At 65.6% G+C, this 21,359-nt stretch carries 32 protein-coding genes and 1 pseudogene; 20 read left to right on the top strand and 13 right to left on the bottom strand.

Features of this window, described 5'->3' with window-relative positions:
- Positions 1–27: 27 nt before the first annotated feature.
- On the bottom strand, positions 28–912 hold the full coding sequence (locus ASE14_RS02225) for an aldo/keto reductase (protein WP_056650140.1): 885 nt from the start codon (positions 910–912) through the stop codon (positions 28–30).
- Positions 913–1,012: 100 nt separating this feature from the next.
- Here ASE14_RS02225 and ASE14_RS02220 point away from each other — a divergent pair, with 100 nt between their 5' ends.
- The 7 genes from ASE14_RS02220 to ASE14_RS02190 all read left to right on the top strand — a co-directional run bounded on the left by ASE14_RS02220 (position 1,013) and on the right by ASE14_RS02190 (position 5,892).
- Positions 1,013–1,891, top strand: a complete 879-nt coding sequence (locus ASE14_RS02220) for a helix-turn-helix transcriptional regulator (RefSeq protein ID WP_056650138.1) — start codon at positions 1,013–1,015, stop codon at positions 1,889–1,891.
- A gap of 77 nt (positions 1,892–1,968) precedes the next feature.
- A complete protein-coding gene (locus ASE14_RS02215; protein ID WP_056650135.1) occupies positions 1,969–2,808 on the top strand; it encodes a metalloregulator ArsR/SmtB family transcription factor in 840 nt (279 codons plus the stop codon).
- Entirely contained in the window at positions 2,805–3,410 is a 606-nt protein-coding gene (locus ASE14_RS02210; protein WP_056650130.1) for a dihydrofolate reductase family protein, read from the top strand. Before ASE14_RS02215 ends, ASE14_RS02210 begins: the two co-directional genes overlap by 4 nt.
- A gap of 67 nt (positions 3,411–3,477) precedes the next feature.
- Positions 3,478–3,699, top strand: coding sequence for a hypothetical protein (locus tag ASE14_RS02205; protein ID WP_056650126.1), 222 nt, complete (start codon positions 3,478–3,480; stop codon positions 3,697–3,699).
- A 41-nt stretch (positions 3,700–3,740) separates the two neighbouring features.
- Positions 3,741–4,250 (top strand): GNAT family N-acetyltransferase, encoded by a 510-nt coding sequence (locus tag ASE14_RS02200; protein ID WP_200953249.1) that lies wholly within the window; start codon positions 3,741–3,743, stop codon positions 4,248–4,250.
- Positions 4,251–4,301: 51 nt separating this feature from the next.
- Positions 4,302–5,015: an HAD-IA family hydrolase gene (locus ASE14_RS02195; RefSeq protein WP_082599957.1), complete on the top strand. Its 714-nt coding sequence runs from the start codon at positions 4,302–4,304 to the stop codon at positions 5,013–5,015.
- A gap of 67 nt (positions 5,016–5,082) precedes the next feature.
- Entirely contained in the window at positions 5,083–5,892 is an 810-nt protein-coding gene (locus ASE14_RS02190) for a phosphotransferase (RefSeq protein WP_157372726.1), read from the top strand.
- An 88-nt stretch (positions 5,893–5,980) separates the two neighbouring features.
- On the opposite strand, the gene ASE14_RS02185 is transcribed toward ASE14_RS02190, so the two are convergent.
- Positions 5,981–6,508 carry an AAA family ATPase gene (locus ASE14_RS02185; protein ID WP_056650118.1) on the bottom strand — a complete coding sequence of 176 codons (528 nt, stop codon included), beginning with the start codon at positions 6,506–6,508 and terminating at the stop codon, positions 5,981–5,983.
- Positions 6,509–6,847: 339 nt separating this feature from the next.
- Between ASE14_RS02185 and ASE14_RS21075 the strand changes: the two genes are divergently transcribed.
- Both ASE14_RS21075 and ASE14_RS21070 read left to right on the top strand, forming a co-directional pair.
- Positions 6,848–7,129 (top strand): tyrosine-type recombinase/integrase, encoded by a 282-nt coding sequence (locus ASE14_RS21075; protein ID WP_369816438.1) that lies wholly within the window; start codon positions 6,848–6,850, stop codon positions 7,127–7,129.
- On the top strand, positions 7,126–7,485 hold the full coding sequence (locus tag ASE14_RS21070; RefSeq protein ID WP_056650113.1) for a helix-turn-helix transcriptional regulator: 360 nt from the start codon (positions 7,126–7,128) through the stop codon (positions 7,483–7,485). The genes ASE14_RS21075 and ASE14_RS21070 overlap by 4 nt, the downstream gene beginning before the upstream one ends.
- Here ASE14_RS21070 and ASE14_RS21065 read toward each other — a convergent pair.
- A pseudogene (locus ASE14_RS21065) lies at positions 7,387–7,707 on the bottom strand (recombinase family protein); the annotation flags it as partial. The gene ASE14_RS21070 and the pseudogene ASE14_RS21065 overlap by 99 nt on opposite strands.
- Positions 7,708–7,915: 208 nt before the next feature.
- Between ASE14_RS21065 and ASE14_RS02170 the strand changes: the two are divergent.
- On the top strand, positions 7,916–8,404 hold the full coding sequence (locus ASE14_RS02170; protein WP_056650109.1) for an adenosine-specific kinase: 489 nt from the start codon (positions 7,916–7,918) through the stop codon (positions 8,402–8,404).
- A gap of 125 nt (positions 8,405–8,529) precedes the next feature.
- On the opposite strand, the gene ASE14_RS02165 is transcribed toward ASE14_RS02170, so the two are convergent.
- Genes ASE14_RS02165 through ASE14_RS02155 form a run of 3 tightly spaced genes read right to left on the bottom strand, consistent with a single transcriptional unit; the run spans position 8,530 to position 10,001 of the window.
- Positions 8,530–9,150 (bottom strand): dihydrofolate reductase family protein, encoded by a 621-nt coding sequence (locus ASE14_RS02165; RefSeq protein ID WP_056650107.1) that lies wholly within the window; start codon positions 9,148–9,150, stop codon positions 8,530–8,532.
- Positions 9,150–9,656, bottom strand: a complete 507-nt coding sequence (locus ASE14_RS02160; protein WP_056650102.1) for an SRPBCC domain-containing protein — start codon at positions 9,654–9,656, stop codon at positions 9,150–9,152. The genes ASE14_RS02165 and ASE14_RS02160 overlap by 1 nt, the downstream gene beginning before the upstream one ends.
- Positions 9,657–9,659: 3 nt before the next feature.
- Positions 9,660–10,001, bottom strand: a complete 342-nt coding sequence (locus tag ASE14_RS02155; protein WP_056650099.1) for a helix-turn-helix transcriptional regulator — start codon at positions 9,999–10,001, stop codon at positions 9,660–9,662.
- A 171-nt stretch (positions 10,002–10,172) separates the two neighbouring features.
- On the opposite strand from ASE14_RS02155, the gene ASE14_RS02150 reads away from it, so the two are divergent.
- From ASE14_RS02150 to ASE14_RS02135, 4 genes are all read left to right on the top strand, one after another.
- Positions 10,173–10,820 carry a hypothetical protein gene (locus ASE14_RS02150; RefSeq protein WP_056650095.1) on the top strand — a complete coding sequence of 216 codons (648 nt, stop codon included), beginning with the start codon at positions 10,173–10,175 and terminating at the stop codon, positions 10,818–10,820.
- 49 nt (positions 10,821–10,869) lie between these two features.
- Positions 10,870–11,523, top strand: a complete 654-nt coding sequence (locus ASE14_RS02145) for an isochorismatase family cysteine hydrolase (protein ID WP_056650091.1) — start codon at positions 10,870–10,872, stop codon at positions 11,521–11,523.
- Between the two features lie 353 nt (positions 11,524–11,876).
- Positions 11,877–12,422 carry a hypothetical protein gene (locus ASE14_RS02140; protein WP_157372724.1) on the top strand — a complete coding sequence of 182 codons (546 nt, stop codon included), beginning with the start codon at positions 11,877–11,879 and terminating at the stop codon, positions 12,420–12,422.
- Positions 12,419–12,976, top strand: coding sequence for an RNA polymerase sigma factor (locus ASE14_RS02135; RefSeq protein ID WP_056650085.1), 558 nt, complete (start codon positions 12,419–12,421; stop codon positions 12,974–12,976). Before ASE14_RS02140 ends, ASE14_RS02135 begins: the two co-directional genes overlap by 4 nt.
- Before the next feature lie 141 nt (positions 12,977–13,117).
- Here ASE14_RS02135 and ASE14_RS02130 read toward each other — a convergent pair whose 3' ends face one another.
- Positions 13,118–13,459 (bottom strand): hypothetical protein, encoded by a 342-nt coding sequence (locus tag ASE14_RS02130; protein ID WP_056650082.1) that lies wholly within the window; start codon positions 13,457–13,459, stop codon positions 13,118–13,120.
- Positions 13,460–13,707: 248 nt separating this feature from the next.
- Between ASE14_RS02130 and ASE14_RS02125 the strand changes: the two genes are divergently transcribed.
- Positions 13,708–14,421 carry a hypothetical protein gene (locus ASE14_RS02125; RefSeq protein ID WP_157372722.1) on the top strand — a complete coding sequence of 238 codons (714 nt, stop codon included), beginning with the start codon at positions 13,708–13,710 and terminating at the stop codon, positions 14,419–14,421.
- An 89-nt stretch (positions 14,422–14,510) separates the two neighbouring features.
- Here the strand turns inward: ASE14_RS02125 and ASE14_RS02120 are convergent, their stop codons facing one another.
- Positions 14,511–14,780, bottom strand: a complete 270-nt coding sequence (locus ASE14_RS02120) for a hypothetical protein (RefSeq protein ID WP_056650076.1) — start codon at positions 14,778–14,780, stop codon at positions 14,511–14,513.
- Positions 14,781–15,030: 250 nt separating this feature from the next.
- Complete coding sequence (locus tag ASE14_RS02115; RefSeq protein ID WP_056650074.1) at positions 15,031–15,258, bottom strand: RNA-binding S4 domain-containing protein; 228 nt, start codon at positions 15,256–15,258, stop codon at positions 15,031–15,033.
- Positions 15,259–15,566: 308 nt separating this feature from the next.
- Here ASE14_RS02115 and ASE14_RS02110 point away from each other — a divergent pair, with 308 nt between their 5' ends.
- Entirely contained in the window at positions 15,567–15,935 is a 369-nt protein-coding gene (locus ASE14_RS02110) for a PadR family transcriptional regulator (protein WP_056650071.1), read from the top strand.
- A gap of 3 nt (positions 15,936–15,938) precedes the next feature.
- Positions 15,939–17,351: a permease prefix domain 1-containing protein gene (locus tag ASE14_RS02105; RefSeq protein ID WP_056650070.1), complete on the top strand. Its 1,413-nt coding sequence runs from the start codon at positions 15,939–15,941 to the stop codon at positions 17,349–17,351.
- Between the two features lie 10 nt (positions 17,352–17,361).
- On the opposite strand, the gene ASE14_RS20285 is transcribed toward ASE14_RS02105, so the two are convergent.
- From ASE14_RS20285 to ASE14_RS02090, 4 genes are all read right to left on the bottom strand, one after another.
- Positions 17,362–17,529, bottom strand: a complete 168-nt coding sequence (locus ASE14_RS20285) for a hypothetical protein (protein ID WP_157372721.1) — start codon at positions 17,527–17,529, stop codon at positions 17,362–17,364.
- Between the two features lie 167 nt (positions 17,530–17,696).
- Positions 17,697–18,431 (bottom strand): GNAT family N-acetyltransferase, encoded by a 735-nt coding sequence (locus ASE14_RS02100; RefSeq protein ID WP_082599950.1) that lies wholly within the window; start codon positions 18,429–18,431, stop codon positions 17,697–17,699.
- A 138-nt stretch (positions 18,432–18,569) separates the two neighbouring features.
- Positions 18,570–18,905 carry a hypothetical protein gene (locus tag ASE14_RS02095; RefSeq protein WP_056650068.1) on the bottom strand — a complete coding sequence of 112 codons (336 nt, stop codon included), beginning with the start codon at positions 18,903–18,905 and terminating at the stop codon, positions 18,570–18,572.
- An 85-nt stretch (positions 18,906–18,990) separates the two neighbouring features.
- A complete protein-coding gene (locus ASE14_RS02090) occupies positions 18,991–19,605 on the bottom strand; it encodes a TetR/AcrR family transcriptional regulator (RefSeq protein WP_056650064.1) in 615 nt (204 codons plus the stop codon).
- 82 nt (positions 19,606–19,687) lie between these two features.
- On the opposite strand from ASE14_RS02090, the gene ASE14_RS02085 reads away from it, so the two are divergent.
- The 3 genes from ASE14_RS02085 to ASE14_RS02075 are packed head-to-tail and all read left to right on the top strand — an operon-like array spanning position 19,688 to position 21,351.
- Positions 19,688–20,494: an alpha/beta fold hydrolase gene (locus ASE14_RS02085; protein ID WP_056650061.1), complete on the top strand. Its 807-nt coding sequence runs from the start codon at positions 19,688–19,690 to the stop codon at positions 20,492–20,494.
- A 1-nt stretch (position 20,495) separates the two neighbouring features.
- On the top strand, positions 20,496–21,047 hold the full coding sequence (locus ASE14_RS02080; protein ID WP_056650057.1) for a dihydrofolate reductase family protein: 552 nt from the start codon (positions 20,496–20,498) through the stop codon (positions 21,045–21,047).
- A 10-nt stretch (positions 21,048–21,057) separates the two neighbouring features.
- Positions 21,058–21,351: a DUF4287 domain-containing protein gene (locus ASE14_RS02075; protein WP_056650054.1), complete on the top strand. Its 294-nt coding sequence runs from the start codon at positions 21,058–21,060 to the stop codon at positions 21,349–21,351.
- Positions 21,352–21,359 lie beyond the last annotated feature (8 nt).

Genomic DNA, 21,359 nt, shown 5'->3' with positions numbered 1-21,359 from the left:
CGGCACCCGGCCTGACAGCCGCGTCGCTCAGTCTTCGGGGATGACCCGCCCGGACGTCGCGAGCGTGATGTGCTCAGGCTCGGGGCCGCCGCGCACGCCCGTGTCGAGCGCATCGATCGCGGCGAGCTGTTCGCCAGTCAGCTCGAAGTCGAACACGTCGAAGTTCTCGGCGATGCGCTCAGCGCGTACCGACTTGGGGATCGCTGAGCGACCCTGCTGCAGATGCCAGCGCAGCATCACCTGCGCCGCCGACTTGCCGTACTGCTCGCCGATGCCGACGATGACCGGCTCATTGAAGGTGCTGCGGCTCGAGTCGCCACGATAGGAGGTGATGCCGCCGATGGGGGACCACGCCTGGGTGAGGATGCCGCGCTCGGTGTCGGCCGTCCGCACGGCCGGCTGGCTGAAGTACGGGTGCATCTCGACCTGGTTCACGGCGGGCACGACCTCGGTGCGCTCGAGCAGCGTGTCGAGGTGATCGGGCATGAAGTTGCTGACGCCGATGGCGCGCACCCGACCTTCAGCGAGCAGGCGTTCGAGCGCGCGGTACGCGTCGACCGTCCTGTCGAACTCGCTCGGCAGCGCCTGATGGAGGATGAACAGGTCGATCGTGTCCACGCCGAGTTTGCGGGCGCTCTTCTCGAACGCGTGCAGCGTCTCGTCGTAGCCGTAGTCGCTGATCCAGACCTTGGTCTCGATGAAGACGTCGTCGCGGGCCAGGCCGGAGTTGCGGATGGCGTCACCGACGCCGCGCTCGTTCCCGTATGCGGCTGCCGTGTCGATGAGGCGGTAGCCCGTGGCGAGGGCGGTCACGACCGCCTGCGTCGTGACCTCGGGCGGGGTCTGGAAGACGCCGAAGCCGAGCGCCGGCATCGTGACGCCGTTGTTGAGGGTGACGGTCGTGGGAGTCATGGCTCCATCAGACACCCCGCGGAAATACCGGGGGAGTCCCCGTCGTGACGAGTACTGGCAGTACCTCCCTCACGGCGACACGGCGGCATACGCTCGTGTCATGGACAACCGAGGCGAGGTGCGCGAGTTCCTTCGCACGAGACGCGCCCGCATCACGCCTGAGGAGGCGGGCCTACCGGCGTACGGCGGCAACCGCAGGGTGTCAGGACTGCGCCGCGAAGAGGTGTCGATGCTCGCCGGTGTGAGTGTCGACTATTACACGCGTCTCGAGCGCGGCAATCTCGCCGGGGCATCCGACACTGTGCTCGAATCACTCGCCAGGGCGCTGCAGCTCGACGACGCCGAGTCCGCCCACCTGTTCGACCTCGCCCGGGCCGCCAACGCCTCGCCGACCTCGCGCCGCCCGCGCGCGAAGACGGGTGAGATTCGCCCGAGTCTGCAGCGCGTGCTGGATGCGATCACCGAGGCGCCCGCGATCATCAGCACCGCCCGCACCGACTACCTCGCCGCGAATCCGCTCGGTCGGGCCCTCTATTCCGTGGTCTTCGCCGCGTCGCAGCCGAATGGCGCGAGGTTCGCCTTCCTCGATCCGGTCGCTCAGGAGTTCTATCCCGATTGGGATCGCGTCACCCAGGACGTCGTCGCAGCCCTCCGCGGCGAAGCCGGCCGCAACCCGTACGACAAGCGGCTCACCGATCTCGTCGGCGAGCTCTCGACGCGGAGTGAACACTTCCGCACGCTCTGGGCGGCTCACAACGTGCGCTACCACCGCACCGGGGTCAAGCGCCTCCACCATCCCGTCGTCGGCGACCTCGAGCTGAGCTTCGAGGCGATGGAGCTCCCCGCCGACCCCGGGCTCAAGCTCTCGATCTTCACCGCCGAGCCGAACTCGGTGTCGGACGACGCACTGAAACTGCTGGCGAGCTGGGCTGCAACAGCGGATGCCGCGGCTCACGCCCCTCGTGTCGACGGGGCCTGAAGGAAAGCGGCCGTCGGGGGAGCGGCCGTCATAAATAGTCCTTGACGTGAATATTCATGATGATGAATACTCAGGCTATGCACGAACAGCTCGCCGCACTCGCAGACGCCGCCCGGTGGAGGATCATCGAACTCCTCGCGGAGCGACCCCGCTCGGTCGGGGTGGTGGGGGAGCTCACCGGATTGCGACAGCCGCAGGCCAGCAAGCACCTGCAGACCTTGGAACGGGCGGGGCTCGTCATCTCGCGGCGATCCGGCCAACGGCGCATCTACGCACTGCAGACCGAGGTGCTGCACGCGGTCATCGCCGAGTTGAGGCGGGTCGCGGCCCTCGCCGACACCAATCGCGGCGGGCGCGACGCATTCGTTCAGTACGTCGCCGCGATCGATGCGGAAACCACAGCGGCCGCCGACGAGGGATGGGCAGACGAACGCGAGTACGTGTTCCGCCGAAGGCTCCGGGCATCTCGCGAGGTGATCTGGAGCCATCTCACCGACCCGGCACTGCTCGCCGAATGGTGGACGACCGGGGATCTTCGGCTCGCACGCATCGAGTTCGGCACCCACCCGGGCGACCGACTGCTGCAGGAGTACACCGACGTCGACGATCGCTCCGGAGCCGACGGCGTGATCGGACGCGCCGAGGGGGTCATCGAGGCCGTCACGGCGAACGAGCGACTCGCGTTCCAGCTCTCGCCAGTGCTGCCCGATGGCGGTGCGGCCTTCACCGGGCACTACACGTACACTCTCGCCGCCGCGGGGGAGTCGACCGACCTCGAGGTGCGCCTGCGCATCACCGACAGCACGGTTCCATCGGCGGAGTTCATCGCAGGCATCCGTCTCGGGTGGGAGCAGTGCTTGCACAACCTTGCCGCGATCGTCGCGGCGAACTCGATCACCAATGAGGAAGAAGCATGAACACCACCGAACGCCGTGTCGTCGTCAACACCTGCCTCAGTATCGACGGTTCCTATATCGGGCCGGGAGGCCCGCAGGACTTCGGCTGGGCGATGCCGTACGTGACGCTCGACGTGTCGCGCGATCACCTGACCAGGCTCTGGGAGCCCGCCACGACGGCACTGCTCGGCCGCACGAACGCCGAGGGCTTCATGAGCTACTGGCCGGCGGTCGCCGAGCAGGAGGACGCGGAACCGCGCGATCGCGCGTACGGCGCCTGGCTGCGCGACGCGGAGAAGGTCGTGCTGTCCAGCACGCTCTCCGAGGCGCCATGGGAGCGAACTCGCATCTTCGACGAGCCCGCCGCGAACGTCGTCGACCGGTTGAAGGCCGAGGAGGGCGGCGACATCGTCGTCTTCGCGAGCGCGAGCGTGATCAAGGCCCTGCTCCTCGCCGACAGGGTCGACCGGCTCTCGTTCATGGTCTTCCCCGAGATCCTTGGCGGCGGTCTGCGCTTGTTCGACGAGGGACTGCCGGCCACGAGCTGGAGGCTCAGCAGCAACGTGACCGGTGAGCGCGGCGTCATCGCCCTCACCTATGACCGGTTGCGCACCGCCGACTGAGTGGCGACGGTGACCGTGTCGCGCACGAGCCGAGGTCGGCCAGCAGCCGAGAGGTTATCCTGGGGCTATGCGAGACGAGGATGACTCAGCACGGCGCAGCGACCCGATCACGGGTCAGGCCGAGCCGCCGTACCAAGCGCTGCTCCCGAACCTCGACCGCATGTCGCATTCCTCGTTCGCCGCAGGAACGGTGAGCAGGCGCCGCATCACGCGAGCGCTGCTCGTCCTCGCGGTGGTGACAGTCGCGATTCTCGCTGCAGTCGTCGTGGCGCCGATCGTCGGTCTGTGAGTCTGCGCCCGGGTTCTGATTCGCCCCGATAGTGTGCGGCCATGGATACCCACTTCACGGTCCGGCCGGCCCGGGTCGAAGACGTCGCCGCCATGGCGCGAGTGCTCGTCGCGTCATGGCGAGAGACCTACCGCGGGTTGATGTCCGACGATGTGCTCGACGATCCGGGTCTCGTCGCGGCTCGCGAACGGTTCTGGACGGCCGCCCTCGTCGATGAGCGGTATCGGGCGAACCGAGTCGCGCTGGCCGAACGCGACGGTGCGGTGATCGGAGTCGCGATGGCGGGCCCGCCGGAGGCGCAGGCATCCGAATGGAGTTCGCATCTCTACGTTCTGTACGTGCTCGCGGCCGAGCACGGAACCGGCGCCGGGGCGGCCCTGCTGAACTGCGTCGTCGAGCCGCACGAATCAGTGGCGCTGTGGGTGGCTGATCCCAATCCGCGAGCGCAGGCGTTCTACCTGAAGCACGGCTTCGTTCGCGACAGTGCTGTGCAGAACGTGGAGGGAGTGCGGTCGATCCACATGGTCCGGGGCGCTCACGGTCGCGACTGAACACCCGCGAGCTCGTGGCGACGATGGGGGAGAGGACCATACAGTTGGACCGTGAGCCCGCGCCCCGTGACATCCTCTGTCGTGTTCTGGGACTTCGACGGGACGCTCGCTCGGCGTGACGATCTGTGGGCTGGGGCGCTCCTCGACGCGCTCACGGTGGTGGACCCGAAGGCGAACGTGACGCTCGATCGTCTTCGACCAGGGCTCTCGACCGGGTTCCCCTGGCACACGCCCGATGAGGTGGTCGATGCGCGAACTCCTGACGGATGGTGGTGGTCACTTCGACCGACGTTCCTCGCGGCGTACCACGGCGCCGGGGTACATCCGAGCACCGCCCGCGCTGCGGCGGATCGAGTCCGTGAGGAGTTCTACCGCCAGGACGCGTGGGAATTGATCGACGGTTCCCTCGAGGCGCTTTCGACCACGCGCAGCGCCGGATACCGCAATGTGATTCTCAGCAATCACGGTCCCGAGCTTCCGCAGCTGGTCGAAGCCCTCGGACTGGCGGACTTCGTCGACCTGACGATCACGAGTGCCGCGGTGGGCGCCGAGAAGCCCAATCCGCGCATCTTTGAGTTCGCGCTTGCGAAGGTCGGCGTGCACGCCCACAGCGACGTCTGGATGGTGGGTGACAATCCGATTGCCGACGTGGAGGGCGCCGAACGGCTCGGGATCCGCGCTATCCTCGCCGATGGCGCCGGCCCCGGCTCGAGGGGGCGCACTGTGCTCAGCGCAGCTGAGCACATCGCGAGCGAAAGCGAGTGATAGTCGCTTCGCCAATGCGCGCAGATACGGGCGATACCGGCGCCTGCGAGGCCGATAGCATCGCGGCATGCGCCCGCCAGCTCACGTCCTCGATGCGTTCGGCGCCACCGGCCCGGCTGCGAGGCTGACAGGCGGTAGGGGGACTGCGTGGCGTGTCGGGAACGTCCTACTCAAACCTCTCGATGTGCTGCCCGAAGAGCTCGACTGGTTGCACCTCGCGTCGAGGAACGTGAATGCCGCGGAGATCCGACTGAGCCTACCGATCATGAGTCGGGCGGGGGAGCTGGTCGTCGACGGGTGGACGGCGTCTCCCGTGCTCGAAGGCGAGCACCGAGCGGGCAAGTGGACAGAAATCGCGAGGGTCGCTTTCGAGTTTGCAGACCAGTTCCGAGGAGTCGATCGACCGGCCTTTCTCGATGAGCGGACTCACGCATGGTCCCGCGCTGATCGTCTCGCGTGGGGTGAGCGCGAACCCGCCGATATCGACGGCGCACCGTTTCTCGCGGATCTGCTCGCCGCGCGTCTGGCCATCTCGGAGCCTCCGGGCATCGTCCATGGAGATCTCAGCGGGAACGTCCTGTTCGATGAGATGCATGTGCCGTCGGTTATCGATCTCACACTGTACTGGCGGCCCGTCAAGTACTCCGTAGCGATCGTCGCTGTGGACGGAGCGTGCTTCGAAGGAGCGCCCGTTTCGTTGCTCGAGACGATCGAACCTTCCGAACATTTCTCGCAGTACCTCGTGCGTGCACTGATCTTTCGGATCGCGACCGATTGGTTCAACAAGCTCACCGCTTCACAGCTGACCATCTACGAGGACGTCAGTAGGCGTGTGCTGGAACTTGTGTCCGCTGACGGTCGGATCCGACACGAGTAATGTGCCACTCATCAGGTGAAACTCGCAATCATGCTTCCGAAAGAGCCTCGTACTCGAAAAGAGGCGCTCGAGTTCGGCGACGGTGTGATCACTGCAAGGCTGCGATGTGCTCCGTCAGCGTCTCGACCAATGACGGCACATCCACCGCCGTTGTCGTCTCAACTGCGATCACAGGCAGGCCTGAGATCGGAGCTGCGGACGAGCTGAGCGCCTCCCACTCTGGAAGGCGCCCAGCGTCGGAATGCGCAATGTGGCGATCACGCGTGAGGAACCGTTCCCGTGCAACTTCGAGCGAGGTGTGGCACCAGATCTCGACGCCACGCGGTGCACCCAGCGCGGTGAAGCCGCGACGAAAATACGAGTCGTCGCGACCTGCCGCCCAGAAGGATTCGACGATGACCGTTCCGCTGAGCATCCCAGCGATCGCCCAGACGTTCTCAGCGGCGACCGCTCCCAGCTGTGACGTCGGCAACGGGACATTCATCGCGTCGCTGAGCGCCTCTTTGATCGCATCCTTTGCGACCAAAGGAAGCGCGAGGTCTCGTGCGAGCGAACTGGCCAACGTCGTCTTGCCTGCACCCGGAATGCCGTTTACAACGATCAAGAAGTCGATCATGATTTCGAGCGTAGATGCTTCCTAGCCGCAGCTGCGCAGGTGGCTTGAACCGGCTCTGTGATCCCGTCCAATTGAACGGTCAGATCAGCTGTCGCTCACTGATCATGTCGCTATCTCGGAGCGCCGATAATGCACATTATGTCGGAACGAGAAGAGGCAAAGGTCAGGTTTTGCACTTTGTTGAAAGCCCGTGCGCACGTACCAGGTCGAGGCGTTCTGCAGCTTCTCCACGAGCCCTGCGTACGACTCGGCTGAGCAATCCGCGGCGATGTTCGGTCAGGTGTTCTCGCAGGTGATCACTGAGTTCACGCTCTGGATGAGCTCGGGTTCCCCGCCGGCTTGGACTTTCACTCGCTGCGTCGCTCGTACGCGACTCACCTCCTGACGGAGTTCCGATACGACCTGAAGTTCGTACAAATGCAGCTCGGCCACGAACATGCTGCAACCACGTCGATCTACACACTGCCCGCCGCGGACTTTCAAATCGAAGAACTCGCGCGAGTCCATCGTGAGTCTCTCGCCGCTACGGGGTCCACTCCCCCACTTCCACCGAAGAGACTCAAGCTCCCGCCGCTGCCGCCGCTGCGGCACAGTCGAAAGCAGAAGAAGGGCGGCTCATGAGACGCGAGATCGAGTACCAGTGGCGCATCCGCGAGCTGATGGCAAAGCGCCGGATCAAAAACAGCACCGAGCTCGTCGAGCCACTCCGTGAACGCGGCATCACCCTCTCGACGTCGCAGGTATACCGCCTCGTGGCCCAAGACCCCGAGCGCATCGCGTTCAAGGTCTTGGTTGCACTGTGCGACATCCTGCAGTGCGAAGTGAACGACCTCGTGACGTTCACGGCCGTCGGCACCCGCACGATGTGCCGACTGCGGTCCCACTGGGTCGAGCGGGTCGTGGGGGGAGCCTCCGATGCTGAGTTTGACGTGCTTCGCGGTGAGCTCGTCGACGATGTCCTTCGCGTCACGGAGTGAGCGCGCGAGCCGGTCGAGCTTTGCAACGACGAGGGTGTCGCCGTTTCGGCAGGCGGCGAGGGCTTCGCGGAGGCCGGGCCGGGCACGGTTGGTTCCTGTTAGCCCGTGGTCGGTGAAGATGTAGTCGGGATCGACGCCGAGTCGCTCGAGGGCGATCCGTTGTGCGGTGAGGTCTTGTTCGTATGTGGACACGCGTGCGTATCCGATCAGTAGTGCGTTCATGCGCGAAGTCTCGTCTCGGACATCGTCGCCGGCCAGAGCCAACGCCGATGAGAGGTCCGGTGGCGGACCGGCAACCGGGCGAGCGGCGATCGCTCGGCGTTCAGCCGTTTGGGCGAAGCAGACGCAGGTACAGGGGCCTGATCGAAGCCGACGCCCGCGCGGCGGCACTGGTGCGGGTCTATGCTGACGGCGTCGAAGGAGGATCACCGTGACTGTCGACATCGAGGTCGTCCCGCTCGAGAAGCCGGACGACGTGAACGTCATCGTCGGTCAATCTCATTTCATCAAGACGGTCGAAGACCTGCACGAGGTGCTCGCCGGGGTCGGCGGCACCCTGAAGTTCGGAGTCGCGTTCTGTGAAGCTTCCGGTGCGCGGCTGGTCAGGCGCACCGGCAACGACGGCCCACTCGTGGACCTCGCGGTCGCGGCAGCGATGGCCGTCGGTGCCGGGCACTCCTTCGTGATCATGTTGCGTGACGGGTTCCCCGTGAACGTGCTCAACCAGGTCAAAGCGGTGCCAGAGGTGTGCTCGATCTACTGCGCCACGGCGAATCCGGTGCAGATCCTCGTCGCCGTCACCGACGCCGGCCGCGGCGTGGCAGGAGTGATCGACGGCGAACCCCCGGTCGGTGTCGAGAACGAGCAGGATGTCGCGGACCGCAAGGACCTGCTGCGCGCGATCGGCTACAAGCTCTGACGCGGGTCAGACCGACGGGCGCAGAGGGACCCCCTTGCGGCGTCCGAGACGGCCACGTAGCGTCGCGAGAACCTGGCCATTTGTCGTAGTGACTCACAGTTGATGGAGCGCTGAGGTCGAGACAGTTACCGCTCCCGGACGGCGTAGGTCAGGTGCGTCACCCTCGGGGAGGGCTCCGCGCGGACCGGGACCAGGGCCACGCGGCCCGCGTCCACGCCCTCGAAAAGGCGGATTCCGGAGCCGAACAGCACGGGTGATAGCGCAATGGTGAACTCGTCGATCAGGCCGGCGTTCACGTACTCCAGGATGGTCGCGCCGCCGCCGGCGATGCGGACGTCTCGGTCGCCGGCGGCCTCGCGGGCCTGGTCGAGCGCGGGCACGATGCCGTCGTTGACGAAGTGGAATGTGGTCCCACCCGGCCGCTCCCAAGGGTCACGCTGCTCGTGCGTCACGACGAAGACCGGCGTGTGGAACGGCGCCTCCTCCGGCCACATCTGCTCGCCGGCGTCGAACATGCGCTTGCCCATGATGCTCGCGCCGGTGCGCTCGAACGTCTCCCGCGCGATGTCGTTGTCACGTCCCTCCTCGCCGCCCTTGCCGAGCTTCAAGTTCTCCCGGAAGAACCGCAGCGGGAAGGCCCACCGCTGCAGTTCCACCCACTGCTGCCCCATCAAGTCCTCGGTGGACTCCGGCGCGATAAACCCGTCCAGCGACATCGACACGCTGAAGAAAACCCTGCCGGCCATTAGCTTTCAGCTCTCTTCCGAACAATCTCGGTGACGTAGGCAACCAGGTTGCTCAGGGTCTGCTGGCCGCCCTCGATCGCGTGGTACTTGTCGACCGCCTCGTCGCGCAGCTCCTTGGTGGGGAACACCGTGCGCATCTCGATCCGGGTCTCGTCTCCGGCCGGCTCGAACGTGAGCATCGACTCGAAGGCGTTCGGGTCGTCTCGGGACTCGCCGTGGAGCCACGCGATCCGCCCCGACGGGACGATCTCGGTCCAGGTGATCCACTCCTGGTAGTCCGTCCCGTCCGGTCCGTGCATCACGAAGTCCCACTCCCCGTCGACGCGGAACTCGAAGAACCGCGTGGTGGTGGTGAATCCTTCCGGCCCCCACCACCGCGACAGATGCCGCACCTCGGTGAACGCCTCGAACACCAGCTCCCGTGGGGCGTCGATGACCCGGGAGATCACAATCTCGCGGTCGGCCGTCGCGGACTGCGCCGGCATTCCTTGTTCTGTCCTGTTCATCAGCTACTCCTCCTGCTTTGCCTGCTTGATGTCCTGCAAATACGTGTCCAGCCGGTCGAAGCTCTCGTTCCAGAACCGCTCGAACCCGCCGGTCCACTCATGAACCGCTCGCAGCTCGCGGGCGTCAAGGCTGTACAGCCGCTGCTTGCCTGACTTGCGGTCCCGCACCAGCCCGACCTCCCGAAGCACCCGCAGGTGTTTGGACGCCCCAGGCTGGGGCATCCCCAGCTCCTGGGCCAACTCGGTCACCGGCCGCTCACCCGCCCGCAACAGCACCAGGATCTCCCGGCGCCGCGGCTCGGCGATCGCGTTGAAGACATCCGACGTCGTCGCTGCTCGTGCCATGCAGTCATCATATACCCATATGGGTACGCGTCAAGCCGAGAGGAATCAACTCCCTGGCGGTTGTCACGACCGCCAGGATCGCGATTAAGACGAGGGCCCTAACACTGCGCTGGCTCCGTCCTGCGACGCGCGGCGGTTGACCCGGAAGACCACGCGCGCCACAGTGGAATCGTGCAGTGGGCGCTGGCCATCGTCACCGTCGTCGCGTACGTGACGCTGCCGCTCGGGTCCGCGAGCTTCGAGCAGCAGCCCTTGGCGACGCTGCTCGTCGGGCTCGTGTATTCCGTGATCGCGATCTTCGGGTTCTGCTTCGTCCAGGAGCGCTCGGTCTGGTGGGCGGTGGGATTCGTCTGCGTGCAGCTGCCGCTCGGCTTCGTGGTGTTCTCGCTCTCCGGGGCGGCGGTCGGCGCCGTCCTGCTTCTCGTGGTCCTCGTCTCGCAGAGCGTCCTGCTCCTGCCGCTGCCGGTCGCGGCCGTCGTGGCTGCCGTGATCCCGCTCGCGCACCTCGGCATGGAGTGGCCGCACGTCCTCCGCGAGGGCCTCGGGACTCTCGCCGTCACGACCTTCACGGTCGTGGTGACAGAGCTCCTCGTGCGAGAACGCAAGGTCCGGGCTGAGTTCGCTGAGCCGCACGAGCGGTTGCGCGGCAGACCCTCGCCACCGAGGCGACCGAGGCGGGCGTTCCGACCGAGCTCGAAGTGCGCGGTCGGCCACGCCCGATCCGTACGGAGGCGGACGAGTCGCTGTTCCGGGCGGCTCAGGAGGGTCTCACGAACGTCCGCAAGTGCGCGGACGCGAGCACGAAGACACGCGTCCTAGAATCAGACGATGTCGATGCCCGCCTCTCTGCCCGACGACGGCATCGACCATGACTGGGTTCATCGCGGAACGCGAGTATCGCCGTCAGGAACAGCGCCGCGGGCGACGCCATGCCTACGAGCACGTTGATCCGCGGCGAACCGCTCTCGTGGTGATCGATCTCGTCCCGTTCTTCGTTGAGCAGTCTCGGTATGCTCGCGGAATCGTGCCGAGGGTGAACCGGCTCGCCGCAACAGTCCGCGACACTGCGGGCACCGTGGCATGGGTCGTCCCGGGATATCGCGCGCCGACCGCGAAGGATCTCGAGTTTCTCGGCGAAGAGGCCGCCGAAGTCTACGCACGTTCCGGCGGCACCGGTGATCCGAGCACGCGGCTCTGGCACGAACTGGCATACGCCGAAGGTGATCTCGCCGTGGAAAAGACCGCACACAGCGCGTTCGCTCCCGGTCGCAGTCCGCTCCCCGACCTTCTCGCGGCTCGCCACATCGAGACCCTCGTTGTCACGGGTGCCGTAACCAACGTCTGCGTCGAAGCGACTGTGCGCGACGCCAGCACTCAGGACCTCCGGGTCATCCTGGCTGCTGACGCGTGCGCTGCCGCGCGCGACGAGGACCACAATGCCTCGCTCCACACCGTCTACCGCAGCTATGGTGACGTCCGCACCACTGACGAGATCATCCGTCTGCTTCACGCGTCCCGGTGACGATTACAAGAAGGGAACTCCGCTCAGCTCGGCTCGAGTCACGTCAGCCAGATATCGAAGGCCATGCTGGCGTGCCCGAGCAGGCGCCGCACGACATTGGGAGTCACGCCCTAGGACAACCAGCCGGCCGAGATTCCCGTATGACCCGCCCGCGACGATGCCCCGGTGACGGTGCCCTTAACGCGTCAAGCGTGAGCGAGCTTTGTGGAAAATCGGTTGTGAGACTTCACCATCAGTAGATCCCCTAACTGCGAGAAATGCAGATTCGGGAAGGCTGGTTACGGTCGGCATGGACGTTTCGGGCACCAGCGGACATGTATGTGTAAGTCGAACGAAATGGACGGGGCCACGCGGTGACCGATGATCTGGACGAACTGCTGCGTCGCTCGCAGCCCGAGCTGGCCGAGCGCAGCCCAAATCTGACCTTTGCGCTGGATGACCTGGTGAGCGCACATCCGGTCACCGTCAAACGTCGATGGCGTCCGATGATAGCCGGCAGCTTCATCGTGTTCGCACTTGCGGGTGGCGCCTCGATCGCCGCGGCGACGCCCGGCGTGCTCGCGTGGTTCGGGTGGACGGACAACACGACGTCCTACTCGCGGGGCGAAGAGCTCTGCAATGAAGGATTCCGCGTCGTGTCAGCCTCGAAACAGGACTCGGATTCGGACTCGCTACACGCTGCTCGGGAGTACCTCGCGACTCTCGATATCCGCGCCGTCGACATCAGCGCGCAACTTGCCGAACAGATCCAGGACGGTGGAGGACCGAGGAACCCTGAGTCCGTGGCGCGCAGCACGGCCATCTACGAGCTGACCGTCGAGCACGTCGCGAGCCTAGGCCTCCCAACCAAGGATCTGTCCATCGAATCGGGCGGCCTTTGCGACGGGGGCGAGCGATGACCCGGGCATCGAGCCACCGCGAGGCAGAGCTGACCAGCGCACTTCGCGCCAATTCATCCGATCTGCTCGCCTACTTCGAACGACGCACCGAGCCCCGTGCCGACGCGGCCGATCTGCTCAGCGACACCATGATCGTCGCTTGGAAGCGAGTCGACCGCCTCCCCGCCGACGAAACAGATGCCCGAAAGTGGCTATTCGGGATCGCGTCCCGGGTCCTGTCTGCTTCCCACCGCGCAAGCCGGCGCCGGCACGCTGCCGTCGAGCGGCTTCGCGATGAACTCACCCGCGCAAGGCTGGTCACACCGAGCGAGGTGGAGTCGCTCGAGGAGTCCGAGCACATACGTGCCGCGATAGCGAGACTGCCTCGCCAACTCCAGGAACTTGTCCGACTGGTGCACTGGGACGGATTCAGCCTGGTCGACGCGGCCACCGTGACAGGAACCCCCGCATCGACCGCGCGCTCACGGTACGCCCGCGCCCGTGAGCTGCTGCGCGACCATCTCGGCCAAACAGCCACTGAGATGCGAACAACGACCGCCGTGACCGAGCAGTAGCAACACTCGACGCACACAGGAGTCCACACATGAATGTTCAGCCGATCGATCCCGCCGCTATCGACCTGCCCGCCACCCAGCCAATCGATCTGACCGCCTACCTGCGAGAGGCTCTCGTCGCTGATGCAGCCCGACCCGCATTCACTGACGATGGAGTGTGACGCTGTCAAACTGCTTCGTGATCTCTTCGACGTCCACGTCCGACAGTTTGTCGCGCATCGCGTTCAAGAAATCCACACGAGTGGCCCGCTTGAGATTCGGCAGGACCCTCAGCGAATAGTTGAAGGCCCAGTTGCGATTCCAAAGCGCGGGATCATCATCAAACAACTCTGCCTCAGCCTGCCAAGCGTCGAACCTCTTCCTCGAGGTGGGATCGCCTTCGCGAGCGGCATTCAAATCGTCGTTCAGTAAAAGCAATCCGTCGTGGACCAACTCCTCAGGTCCGTAGTCGGCAATGCGAACATCGATGAACTCGGCAGTCATTGCGTGGTCCGCGTCGCCCTCCAGAAACGCGGTCCATAGGGCGACAAGCTCCTGGCCATACGGATTCGGGCTTGCTGGAATGAAATTCAGCTTAGAGACGTCCGCGCGCGAACTCCTTCAGAGGATTGGCCGGTCAAGAATTCGCCGGGGCGACAACGTTCGTGACTGAATGCCGCCCACGCCGCAAAGCTCGTCCCACCGCCCAGTAGGATCCCGCAAGCCGATCGACCATCGGGCAGAATCACTCCATGACGAAGTGGCGAGCCTACCCGGCGTGGATTGGTCGATCGCATCGGCGGCGGTACGGAAAGCTATTGCTCGCGGCATCCGTCGCATTGCTCATGGCCGGATGCGCTCCGTACTGGGCTGCCAGTGGCGACACGTTCGTCGAGTACAGCGGAAGCGATCAGGGCAAGGTTCAGGCTTGCGCCGATTTCTCCGCCGACCCTGAGCACGGAGCGAGCACGGAAATCCCCTTGTACGAAGTGGTCACCGACATCCAGGTCGAGCGGGCGGACCGAGTCTGGGAGATCTCCGGCACCACGCTCCTCGCCAAAGACGATGACGAGTATCTCGATTGGTCATGCCGAGTGAGCGTCGACGTCGACAGCCGCACCATGCGTGCCGAACTCGTCGATACCGGACCTGGACAGGAAGTCTCCGTCTGCGGGACGACCTGCTCGGAACCGTCGCGCGACTCGATCGACATCGAAGAATCGGACGATCTCGTCAACCGTGACAGCTCTCTGCCGTGCATCGACCTCGCCGCTGCGGTCGCATCACCCGATCGCGTCGAGCCTCTTCACGCAACGGTGAGAGGCGATCATGACGCGCCGACCCGACGGTTCCACGGGACGCTGGAGGTTGATTCGCACGCGGCGTACGAGTGGACCTGTGAGCTCTCCAAGGCCTACGATCCGTGGGCGCTCGATTACGTGCTGACTTCGTTTGAAGCGATGTGATCCATCGCCGCGCTTGAAAGTCATGCGCCCCATATCCGCTCCCCCACCGGCGCTCACCTGGAGGTCGAGCCCGCCGAGACCCGCCAGACCTACCAGACGATGCCGCCCCCAACCGAGATGCCGCCCCAGGTGAGCGCGATGAAGATTGCGGCGAACACGACGGGCGCGATGCCCTTGCCGCTGCGCGCGAGCCCCTTGAAGAGGGCGATCACGGCGAGGATTGCGGCGATGATCGAGAGGACACCGCCGAGGATCAGCCCGATGAACAGCGGGATGGGCATGAGTACGAGGCCGGCCAGCGCGAACCAGAACGCGGCCCAGGCCGCCGGATTGGAGCGGCGTTCGACGGAGGAAGACATGCTTCATTATCTCGAGTCCGCAGTCCGCAGCCTGTGAGACCCGCGGTGTGCGGGTCGCAGCGTGGCTGGAACAATCTGATGGAGACGCGGACGTTTCCCGGCGGGGTCGTCATGACCAGGTACGAGACGAAGTGCTAGACGCGGCAACTCCAACCGGAACTCCCCCGCATGTCACCCCTCATCGCGCATGTTCGACGGCGAATCACCGACTCTGCGCGTGGTGGTCCCTAGCTCCGCCGCATCAGTAGCTTCACGGGCAAACGCGAACCCTGCGTCCATCGAAGCTGACGATGTCTCCGAGCTGCAGCTGTCGTCCGCGTCGGCGATCGACCTCTCCGTTCACGGCCACATTGCCGTCGATGATGGCCTCCTTCACGTTTCCTCCGGAGTCGAAGAGCCCAGCGAACTTCAGGAACTGCCCGAGGCGAATGACCTCACCACCGATTGGGACGTCGTCGATAGGAGCCGGATTCGTCATCCCCGAATGTTAGTCGACCATGTGCCCGTGACCCGGTCCCCCACCAACGCACACCCGGTGCCGGCCCGACGGTCGAGCTCCGCGTGCGACCCGACCGCGACGAGGACCGGTGAGCGCGTCCCGAATGACGCAAGCCCGGAGCGAGCTTTGTGAAGTCTGTGCGGAATCCGTTCACCACGATGTGGCTCGGGGTCGGCATGTGCGACGGATAACGACGCACACAGTGGCGCGGAGCACCCTCCAATGATACCTTGCAGCTCTAGGTATCTAGATGCTCTAGGTATCGCTGAAGTAGCGTTGGAGCTCGCATGCGCATCGGCAAGGACCTGGTGGCTGCGGCGGCCACCCCGGTGGTCCTCGGCATCCTGGCCGAGGGCGAGTCGTACGGCTATGCGATCCTGCAGCGGATCACCGAGCTTTCAGGCGGTGAGCTCGAGTGGAGCGACGGCATGCTCTATCCCCTGCTGCACCGGCTCGAGCGACTCGGCCACGTCGACTCCGAATGGCGCCAGTCCCCCGGCGGTCGGCCGCGCAAGCACTATCGCCTGAGCGAGCAGGGCGCGTCGACGCTCGCCGAGCATCGCCGGCAGTGGTCGACGATCGGTGGGGTGCTCGACCAGATCTGGCCCGACGCTCCCGACAACCGGCGGCCGCGGCTCGCACTCGGACTGGACTGAACGATGACGACCGAACAGTCCCCCGCGCTCGACGAGCTCATCGCTTCATGGCGCGCCTGGATCGAGCGGCGCGACGCCCTGAGCCTCTGCGACGTCGACGAACTCGAATCGCACCTCCGCGATCGTGTCGAGGCCCTCACGACAGCGGGGCTCACCGATGACGAGGCGTTCCTCATTGCCGTCAAGCGACTCGGCAGCATGGATGAGCTCTCGCGCGAGTATGCCGCGGAGCATTCGGGCCGGCTCTGGAAGCAGCTCGTTCTCCATGACTCGTCGGACATCGAGGGCGCGGATGCCGCGAACGGCACGATGCCGTTCGTGCGCCGCGCCAACGGGCTCGTGGTCGCCCTCCTGCTCGGCGTCGGCGCCGGGATCGCGGTGAAGGCGACCGAGCTGCTCACCGACGATCCCGAACTCGTCTTCCGGAACATCGCCGTCCTCGTACTCCCGTTCCTGGCCGCGTGGTTCGCCTGGCGGCGGCGACCGCCCGTCGGCACGCTTCTCGGCGTCGCCGCGGCCTTCGCAGTCGCGGCGCTCGCACTGAACTTCTACCCGTTCGACGGAGGATCTTCGACCGTCACGGTCGCAACGCAGAACTCCGCGACCGCCGTGCTCGCGACCATCGGCTCGATCGTCGGACTCTGGCTCGTCACGGGCATCGTCGACGCCGGTGGCGTCTGGCGGAGCGATCGCACCCGGATGGACTTCCTGCGCTTCAGTGGCGAGTGGCTCGTCTATTACGTGCTCATCGCGATCGTTGGCGGTGCCCTGAGCGGGCTCACCATCGCCGTGTTCGCTTCGATCCAGGTCGACGTCACGCCGTTCATCGGCGAGTGGGTGCTGCCGTGCGGTGCAGCGGGCGCGGTCCTCGTCTCCGCCTGGCTCGTTGGCGCGAAGCAGCACGTCATCGAGAACATCGCCCCGGTGCTCACGAAGGTGTTCACCCCGCTCTTCACACTCATGATGCTCGCGCTCATCGTGGCATCCGTCATGCAATGGAACCTCGTCGACGGCAGCCGCGACCTGCTCATCGCCTTCGACCTCGTACTCGTCGTGGTCGTCGCGCTCCTCGTGTACTCGATCTCGGCTCGCGACCCCGCAGCTCCTCCCGGCTGGTTCGATCGACTGCAGGTGCTCATGCTCGCTGCCGCGCTCGTCGTCGACATCATCGTGCTCGTCGCGATGATCGCCCGGACCGGCGAGTTCGGGTTCAGCGCGAACAAGACGGCCTCGCTCGGACTCAACCTCATCCTCCTCGCAAACCTCGCATGGGCCACGTGGCTGCAGATCGGCTTCGTGCGCCGGCGCGTGCCGTTCGGACGTGTCGAGTCCTGGCAGACCGGATACCTCCCGGTCTACCTCGGCTGGGCGGCGATCCTCGTGTTCGCCTTCCCGCCGATATTCGCCTTCGCATGACCGGTGCGGCTCAGCCGCCTGTGGTCGAGAAGATCGCGAGTTCGGAGAGATTCGATGCGCACGCTTCGCGCACAGGGGTGAGTACCTCGTAGTACCCAGGGGCGGTGGGGGTGAACCTGGCTCCGGTGGCGGTGGCGGTGGCGGTGGCGGTGTCGGGGTTGTCTTCGATGAACGCCACGATCGCCTCGAACTCATCGCGAAGGCCGCGTTGCGATTCGGGGAATGCCGTCAGGGATGCATAGCCGGTGTAGACCGACTCGATGAGGGCGTTGTACTGCTCGGGGGTGATCGTGCCGAGCGAGAGATCTTGGCGGGCGTTGCGTCGTACCCCGTTCTCGTCTTCGGTCAGGTGAGACGAGTATGCCGAAGTGAGGGGCGCTCTCGGGCAGGTATCGAGCGATGCGGAGAAATTCCCTCGATCGTCGACCTTTCTTCGCGACGTGGCTCGCCACCCGTGGCGCGGCTGGCTATCGCGGCGATCCGCTGCTCGAGACCCGCCTTGACAGTGGGCCACTCGTCCGCCAGCACGGAGTAGACGGCTGTGTCCCGCCAACTGCCATCCGCTCTCTTCTGGTCGCGCCGCAGGACTCCCTCGAACTCGGCGCCCAGTCGTTCTATCGCGCTGCGGGATCGTGAGTTCACTGAATCCGCTTGTATCTTCACCCGACTGAAGCCGTGGCCGAACGCGAGCCCGAGCGTCAGCAGCTTGGTTTCGGGGTTCACGACCGTTCCCCATTCCTCTGGACTGTATGCGGTGGCTCCGAGGTGCACACTCTCGTTCCCGAGATCGAACTCCCCCATCCAGGTTGCCCCGACGATCCTGGGTTCCCCTGTCCCGGTCAGATTCCGGATGGTCCAAGCCAGCGACGGCGCAGCACCGTCGAGATAGTACGCGGCGACGAACGCCCGGAAGGCGACGAGATCGGTCGGCAGTGCCGCGATGCCGCCACCGTATCCGCCCTCGAAAACCTCCCTGCGGGCGAGGGCCCGGTAGAGGCCGGGGATGTCCGCAGCCGACATCGGAGTCAGTTTCACGGCGGAACCGACGAGGTCGATCGGCTCGGGCAGGATGGCGGTCATCGAACCAGTTTCACACTCCAACGAGGCAGCCCCATCCCCAACGCGGCCGGAGCTGCTCCCGAGCAAGTTCGATCTCCTTGATCTGCTGAGTCCGTGACGTCCCACCGTTCCGTCAACGTACGCTCACTCCCCCGGCGATCAGATGACGATGAAGCCCGACGCGAACAGGGTCGCGATCATCGCGATGACGCCTGCCAGCACGACGGCGATCATCGCCGTGGTCATCGCCCGATATCGCCAACGGAATGGTACGGCGTACGTCGATACGACCCCGGTGGTGGCCACGACAGCGACCAGGAGCCCGACGCCCACGGCGGTCGATCCCCGCGCGTCGGAGCGGCAGCTCGCTGGTGCGGGATCGATCGCCGGGCAGATCTCCGGCATCAGCGAGATGAGGAACACCGTGACCATCATGACTGCGGCGGTCGCCGCGATCGGCTGCCACACCCTGCTCGCCTCGGTGATGGACGTCACGCCCCCAGCTTGTCGAGCCGTCGAAGCTCAGTGTGCGCTTTCACAGCTTCCGTTACGGGATCGTGAGCCGCTCCCCCGCGTGAGGTCAATCTCTGAACGCCGCCAGGAACACGCGAACGCCCGACTCCAACCCGGACTCGACCTCCGCTTCGGAGATGGCATCGAACCGGCCGGTCATCATGATCCGGTTGCTGGGGATCCAGAGCAGCAGCCCGGCCAGCTGATTCGCAGCGATTCGCGGCTCGTCGATGTGCAGCAGGCCCCGCTCGCTCGCACTGGCGAGCAGGTCGGCCATGCGGCCGAGCGTGTGCTCGAACGCTCCTTCGTAGTACGCGCGGCCGATGTCGGGGAAGCGAGCAGCCTCAGCGATCACGAGGCGACGGAATCGTTGGACACGACGGTCGAGCACCGAGTCGGTGAGCAGCCTGGCAAGCGCCCGCACGACCGCTTCCCCATCCTCGTAGGCGTCGATGTCGAGGCGCACGATGGAATCGTGCACCCGGTCGACGACGTCTGAGATCAGCGCTCGGAAGAGCCCCTCCTTGTCGCCGAAGTACTTGTAGACGGTCTGCTTCGATGCCGCCGCAGCTGCTGCGATCACGTCAGTACTCGCGCCCGTGTACCCGTCGAGGACGAATGCATCCAGGGCGGCGTTCAGGATTCGGGCCCGCGTCGCCTCGACACGTGGATTGGTAATCATCACTTGACTCCTCCGGTACCTGCCAGTACTGTACCACTCAGTACCGTACTGAACGGTACCGTTCATATGAAGGGAAGTTCTCATGACTCAGTTCATCCACTCCGCAGATGGCACGCGGATCGGGTTCGACGACCTCGGCACGACGGATGCCCCTGTGGTGATCTATGTGCACGGTGCAACTGCCTACCGAGCCATCTCCTCCGGTCCCGCGGCGCTGGCCGCGACCGGTGGTCTCCGCGTCCTCACCTACGATCGCCGCGGTCGCGGCGAGAGCGGTGATGCCGAGACGTACGCCATCGAACGCGAGATCGAGGACATCGCCGCGCTCGTCGAACACGTCGGCGGAAACGCGATCCTGCTCGGCGAGTCCTCCGGTGCCGTCCTCGCGCTCGAGGCCGCGCTCGCCGGTGTGCCGGTCGCAGCGGTCGCCGCCTTCGAGCCGCCGTTCATCGCCGACGACGCGCGTCCGCCGATTCCGGTGGACTACATCGCGCGGCTCGATGCGTTCGCAGCCGCCGGCGATCGGCTCGGAGCCCTTCGGTACTTCTCGCTCGAGGCAGTCGGACTGCCGCCGGAGATGGTCGACCAGATGATGGCGTCACCGTTCATCGCCGCAGTGGAGCCCTTCGCCGGCACCCTGCGCTACGACGCACGCATCATGGGCGACACCATGTCGGGCGATGTCGCCGCGCTCGAACGCTACGTGCCGATCCCCGTTCCCATCACGGTCCTGGTCGGCGAATCGACGTTCCCGTCCATCCGATCCGGCGCTGAGGCATTCGCCGAGGTCGTACCCGGAAGCGAGCTGGTCATCGTGCCCGGTGGAGACCACCAGCTTCCGGCAGACGCGGTCGCTCCCGTCATCCGTTCGATCGCTGTGAGTGCCTGACATGACCAGGACGATCACCGCGGAACTGTTCGCGAGCCTCGACCTCGTCGTCGAAGCCCCCGAGACATGGCACTTCCCCTGGGTGGGCCAAGAGATGCTCGCCGAGGTGACACGCGAGCAGGGCGAGGCATCCGCGCTCTTGCTGGGCCGCCGAACCTACGAGGTGTTCGCCGGCTCGTGGCCCGATCGCGGCGACGACGTGCCCCTCGCCCGTCAGCTCAACGCGATGCCGAAGATCGTCGTGTCGAGCACGCTCGGCTCTCCGACCTGGCACAACTCCGAGGTGGTGGGCTTCGACGACCTCGCTGCGCTGAAGGAGAGCGGGGAAGGCCGGGTCACCGTGGCTGGAAGCATCCGTCTCGTCGAATCCCTGATCGCGGGCGGCCTCCTCGACGAGCTCCGCATCCTCACTCACCCGGTCGTTCTCGGCGAAGGCCGACGCCTGTTCGACACCTACGCCGGGCCGCGTGTCGACCTCGAACTCGTCGAGTCGCGCACGCTCGAACGCGGCGTCCAGCTGACTGTCCACCGCCCGAGCACGCACCACGAATAGGAGCACGAACATGTCCAAAGGACAGGCATACCTCGACAACGTCGAAACCTCGACGGGCCTCACGCCGCGCCGCTTCATCGAACTCGCCGATGAATGCGGACTCGGCAGCGCCGGCACCAAGACCGGCGAGGTCATCGCGTGGCTGAAATCCGAGTACGCACTCGGGCACGGCCACGCCATGGCCATCGCCCAGGTCATCAAGCACCGCGACACCATCGACATCAAGAACGCCGAGACGACGCCCGAACCGCCGACCAGCATCGGCCGGCTCTGGCTCGACGGCAAGGACACCAGGCCCTGGTGATGCCGACC

This window comes from Agromyces sp. Root81 (assembly GCF_001429165.1).
GTDB lineage: Bacteria > Actinomycetota > Actinomycetes > Actinomycetales > Microbacteriaceae > Agromyces.
Note: the sequence above shows the minus strand (reverse complement) of the source record. Positions and strands in the feature narration are given on the sequence as shown.

What these genes read in the sequence shown, in the direction of transcription:
- ASE14_RS02225 (WP_056650140.1), bottom strand. Translation starts at nt 912, where the DNA reads ATGACTCCCACGACCGTCACCCTCAACAACGGCGTCACGATGCCGGCG.
- ASE14_RS02110 (WP_056650071.1), top strand. Translation starts at nt 15,567, where the DNA reads ATGCGCATCGGCAAGGACCTGGTGGCTGCGGCGGCCACCCCGGTGGTC.
- ASE14_RS02090 (WP_056650064.1), bottom strand. Translation starts at nt 19,605, where the DNA reads ATGATTACCAATCCACGTGTCGAGGCGACGCGGGCCCGAATCCTGAAC.
- ASE14_RS02220 (WP_056650138.1), top strand. Translation starts at nt 1,013, where the DNA reads ATGGACAACCGAGGCGAGGTGCGCGAGTTCCTTCGCACGAGACGCGCC.
- ASE14_RS02145 (WP_056650091.1), top strand. Translation starts at nt 10,870, where the DNA reads ATGACTGGGTTCATCGCGGAACGCGAGTATCGCCGTCAGGAACAGCGC.
- ASE14_RS02135 (WP_056650085.1), top strand. Translation starts at nt 12,419, where the DNA reads ATGACCCGGGCATCGAGCCACCGCGAGGCAGAGCTGACCAGCGCACTT.
- ASE14_RS02130 (WP_056650082.1), bottom strand. Translation starts at nt 13,459, where the DNA reads ATGACTGCCGAGTTCATCGATGTTCGCATTGCCGACTACGGACCTGAG.
- ASE14_RS02085 (WP_056650061.1), top strand. Translation starts at nt 19,688, where the DNA reads ATGACTCAGTTCATCCACTCCGCAGATGGCACGCGGATCGGGTTCGAC.
- ASE14_RS02115 (WP_056650074.1), bottom strand. Translation starts at nt 15,258, where the DNA reads ATGACGAATCCGGCTCCTATCGACGACGTCCCAATCGGTGGTGAGGTC.
- ASE14_RS02125 (WP_157372722.1), top strand. Translation starts at nt 13,708, where the DNA reads ATGACGAAGTGGCGAGCCTACCCGGCGTGGATTGGTCGATCGCATCGG.
- ASE14_RS02210 (WP_056650130.1), top strand. Translation starts at nt 2,805, where the DNA reads ATGAACACCACCGAACGCCGTGTCGTCGTCAACACCTGCCTCAGTATC.
- ASE14_RS02075 (WP_056650054.1), top strand. Translation starts at nt 21,058, where the DNA reads ATGTCCAAAGGACAGGCATACCTCGACAACGTCGAAACCTCGACGGGC.
- ASE14_RS02155 (WP_056650099.1), bottom strand. Translation starts at nt 10,001, where the DNA reads ATGGCACGAGCAGCGACGACGTCGGATGTCTTCAACGCGATCGCCGAG.
- ASE14_RS02100 (WP_082599950.1), bottom strand. Translation starts at nt 18,431, where the DNA reads ATGACCGCCATCCTGCCCGAGCCGATCGACCTCGTCGGTTCCGCCGTG.
- ASE14_RS02205 (WP_056650126.1), top strand. Translation starts at nt 3,478, where the DNA reads ATGCGAGACGAGGATGACTCAGCACGGCGCAGCGACCCGATCACGGGT.
- ASE14_RS02105 (WP_056650070.1), top strand. Translation starts at nt 15,939, where the DNA reads ATGACGACCGAACAGTCCCCCGCGCTCGACGAGCTCATCGCTTCATGG.
- ASE14_RS02120 (WP_056650076.1), bottom strand. Translation starts at nt 14,780, where the DNA reads ATGTCTTCCTCCGTCGAACGCCGCTCCAATCCGGCGGCCTGGGCCGCG.
- ASE14_RS02200 (WP_200953249.1), top strand. Translation starts at nt 3,741, where the DNA reads ATGGATACCCACTTCACGGTCCGGCCGGCCCGGGTCGAAGACGTCGCC.
- ASE14_RS02215 (WP_056650135.1), top strand. Translation starts at nt 1,969, where the DNA reads ATGCACGAACAGCTCGCCGCACTCGCAGACGCCGCCCGGTGGAGGATC.
- ASE14_RS02080 (WP_056650057.1), top strand. Translation starts at nt 20,496, where the DNA reads ATGACCAGGACGATCACCGCGGAACTGTTCGCGAGCCTCGACCTCGTC.
- ASE14_RS02190 (WP_157372726.1), top strand. Translation starts at nt 5,083, where the DNA reads ATGCGCCCGCCAGCTCACGTCCTCGATGCGTTCGGCGCCACCGGCCCG.
- ASE14_RS02165 (WP_056650107.1), bottom strand. Translation starts at nt 9,150, where the DNA reads ATGGCCGGCAGGGTTTTCTTCAGCGTGTCGATGTCGCTGGACGGGTTT.
- ASE14_RS21070 (WP_056650113.1), top strand. Translation starts at nt 7,126, where the DNA reads ATGAGACGCGAGATCGAGTACCAGTGGCGCATCCGCGAGCTGATGGCA.
- ASE14_RS02160 (WP_056650102.1), bottom strand. Translation starts at nt 9,656, where the DNA reads ATGAACAGGACAGAACAAGGAATGCCGGCGCAGTCCGCGACGGCCGAC.
- ASE14_RS02185 (WP_056650118.1), bottom strand. Translation starts at nt 6,508, where the DNA reads ATGATCGACTTCTTGATCGTTGTAAACGGCATTCCGGGTGCAGGCAAG.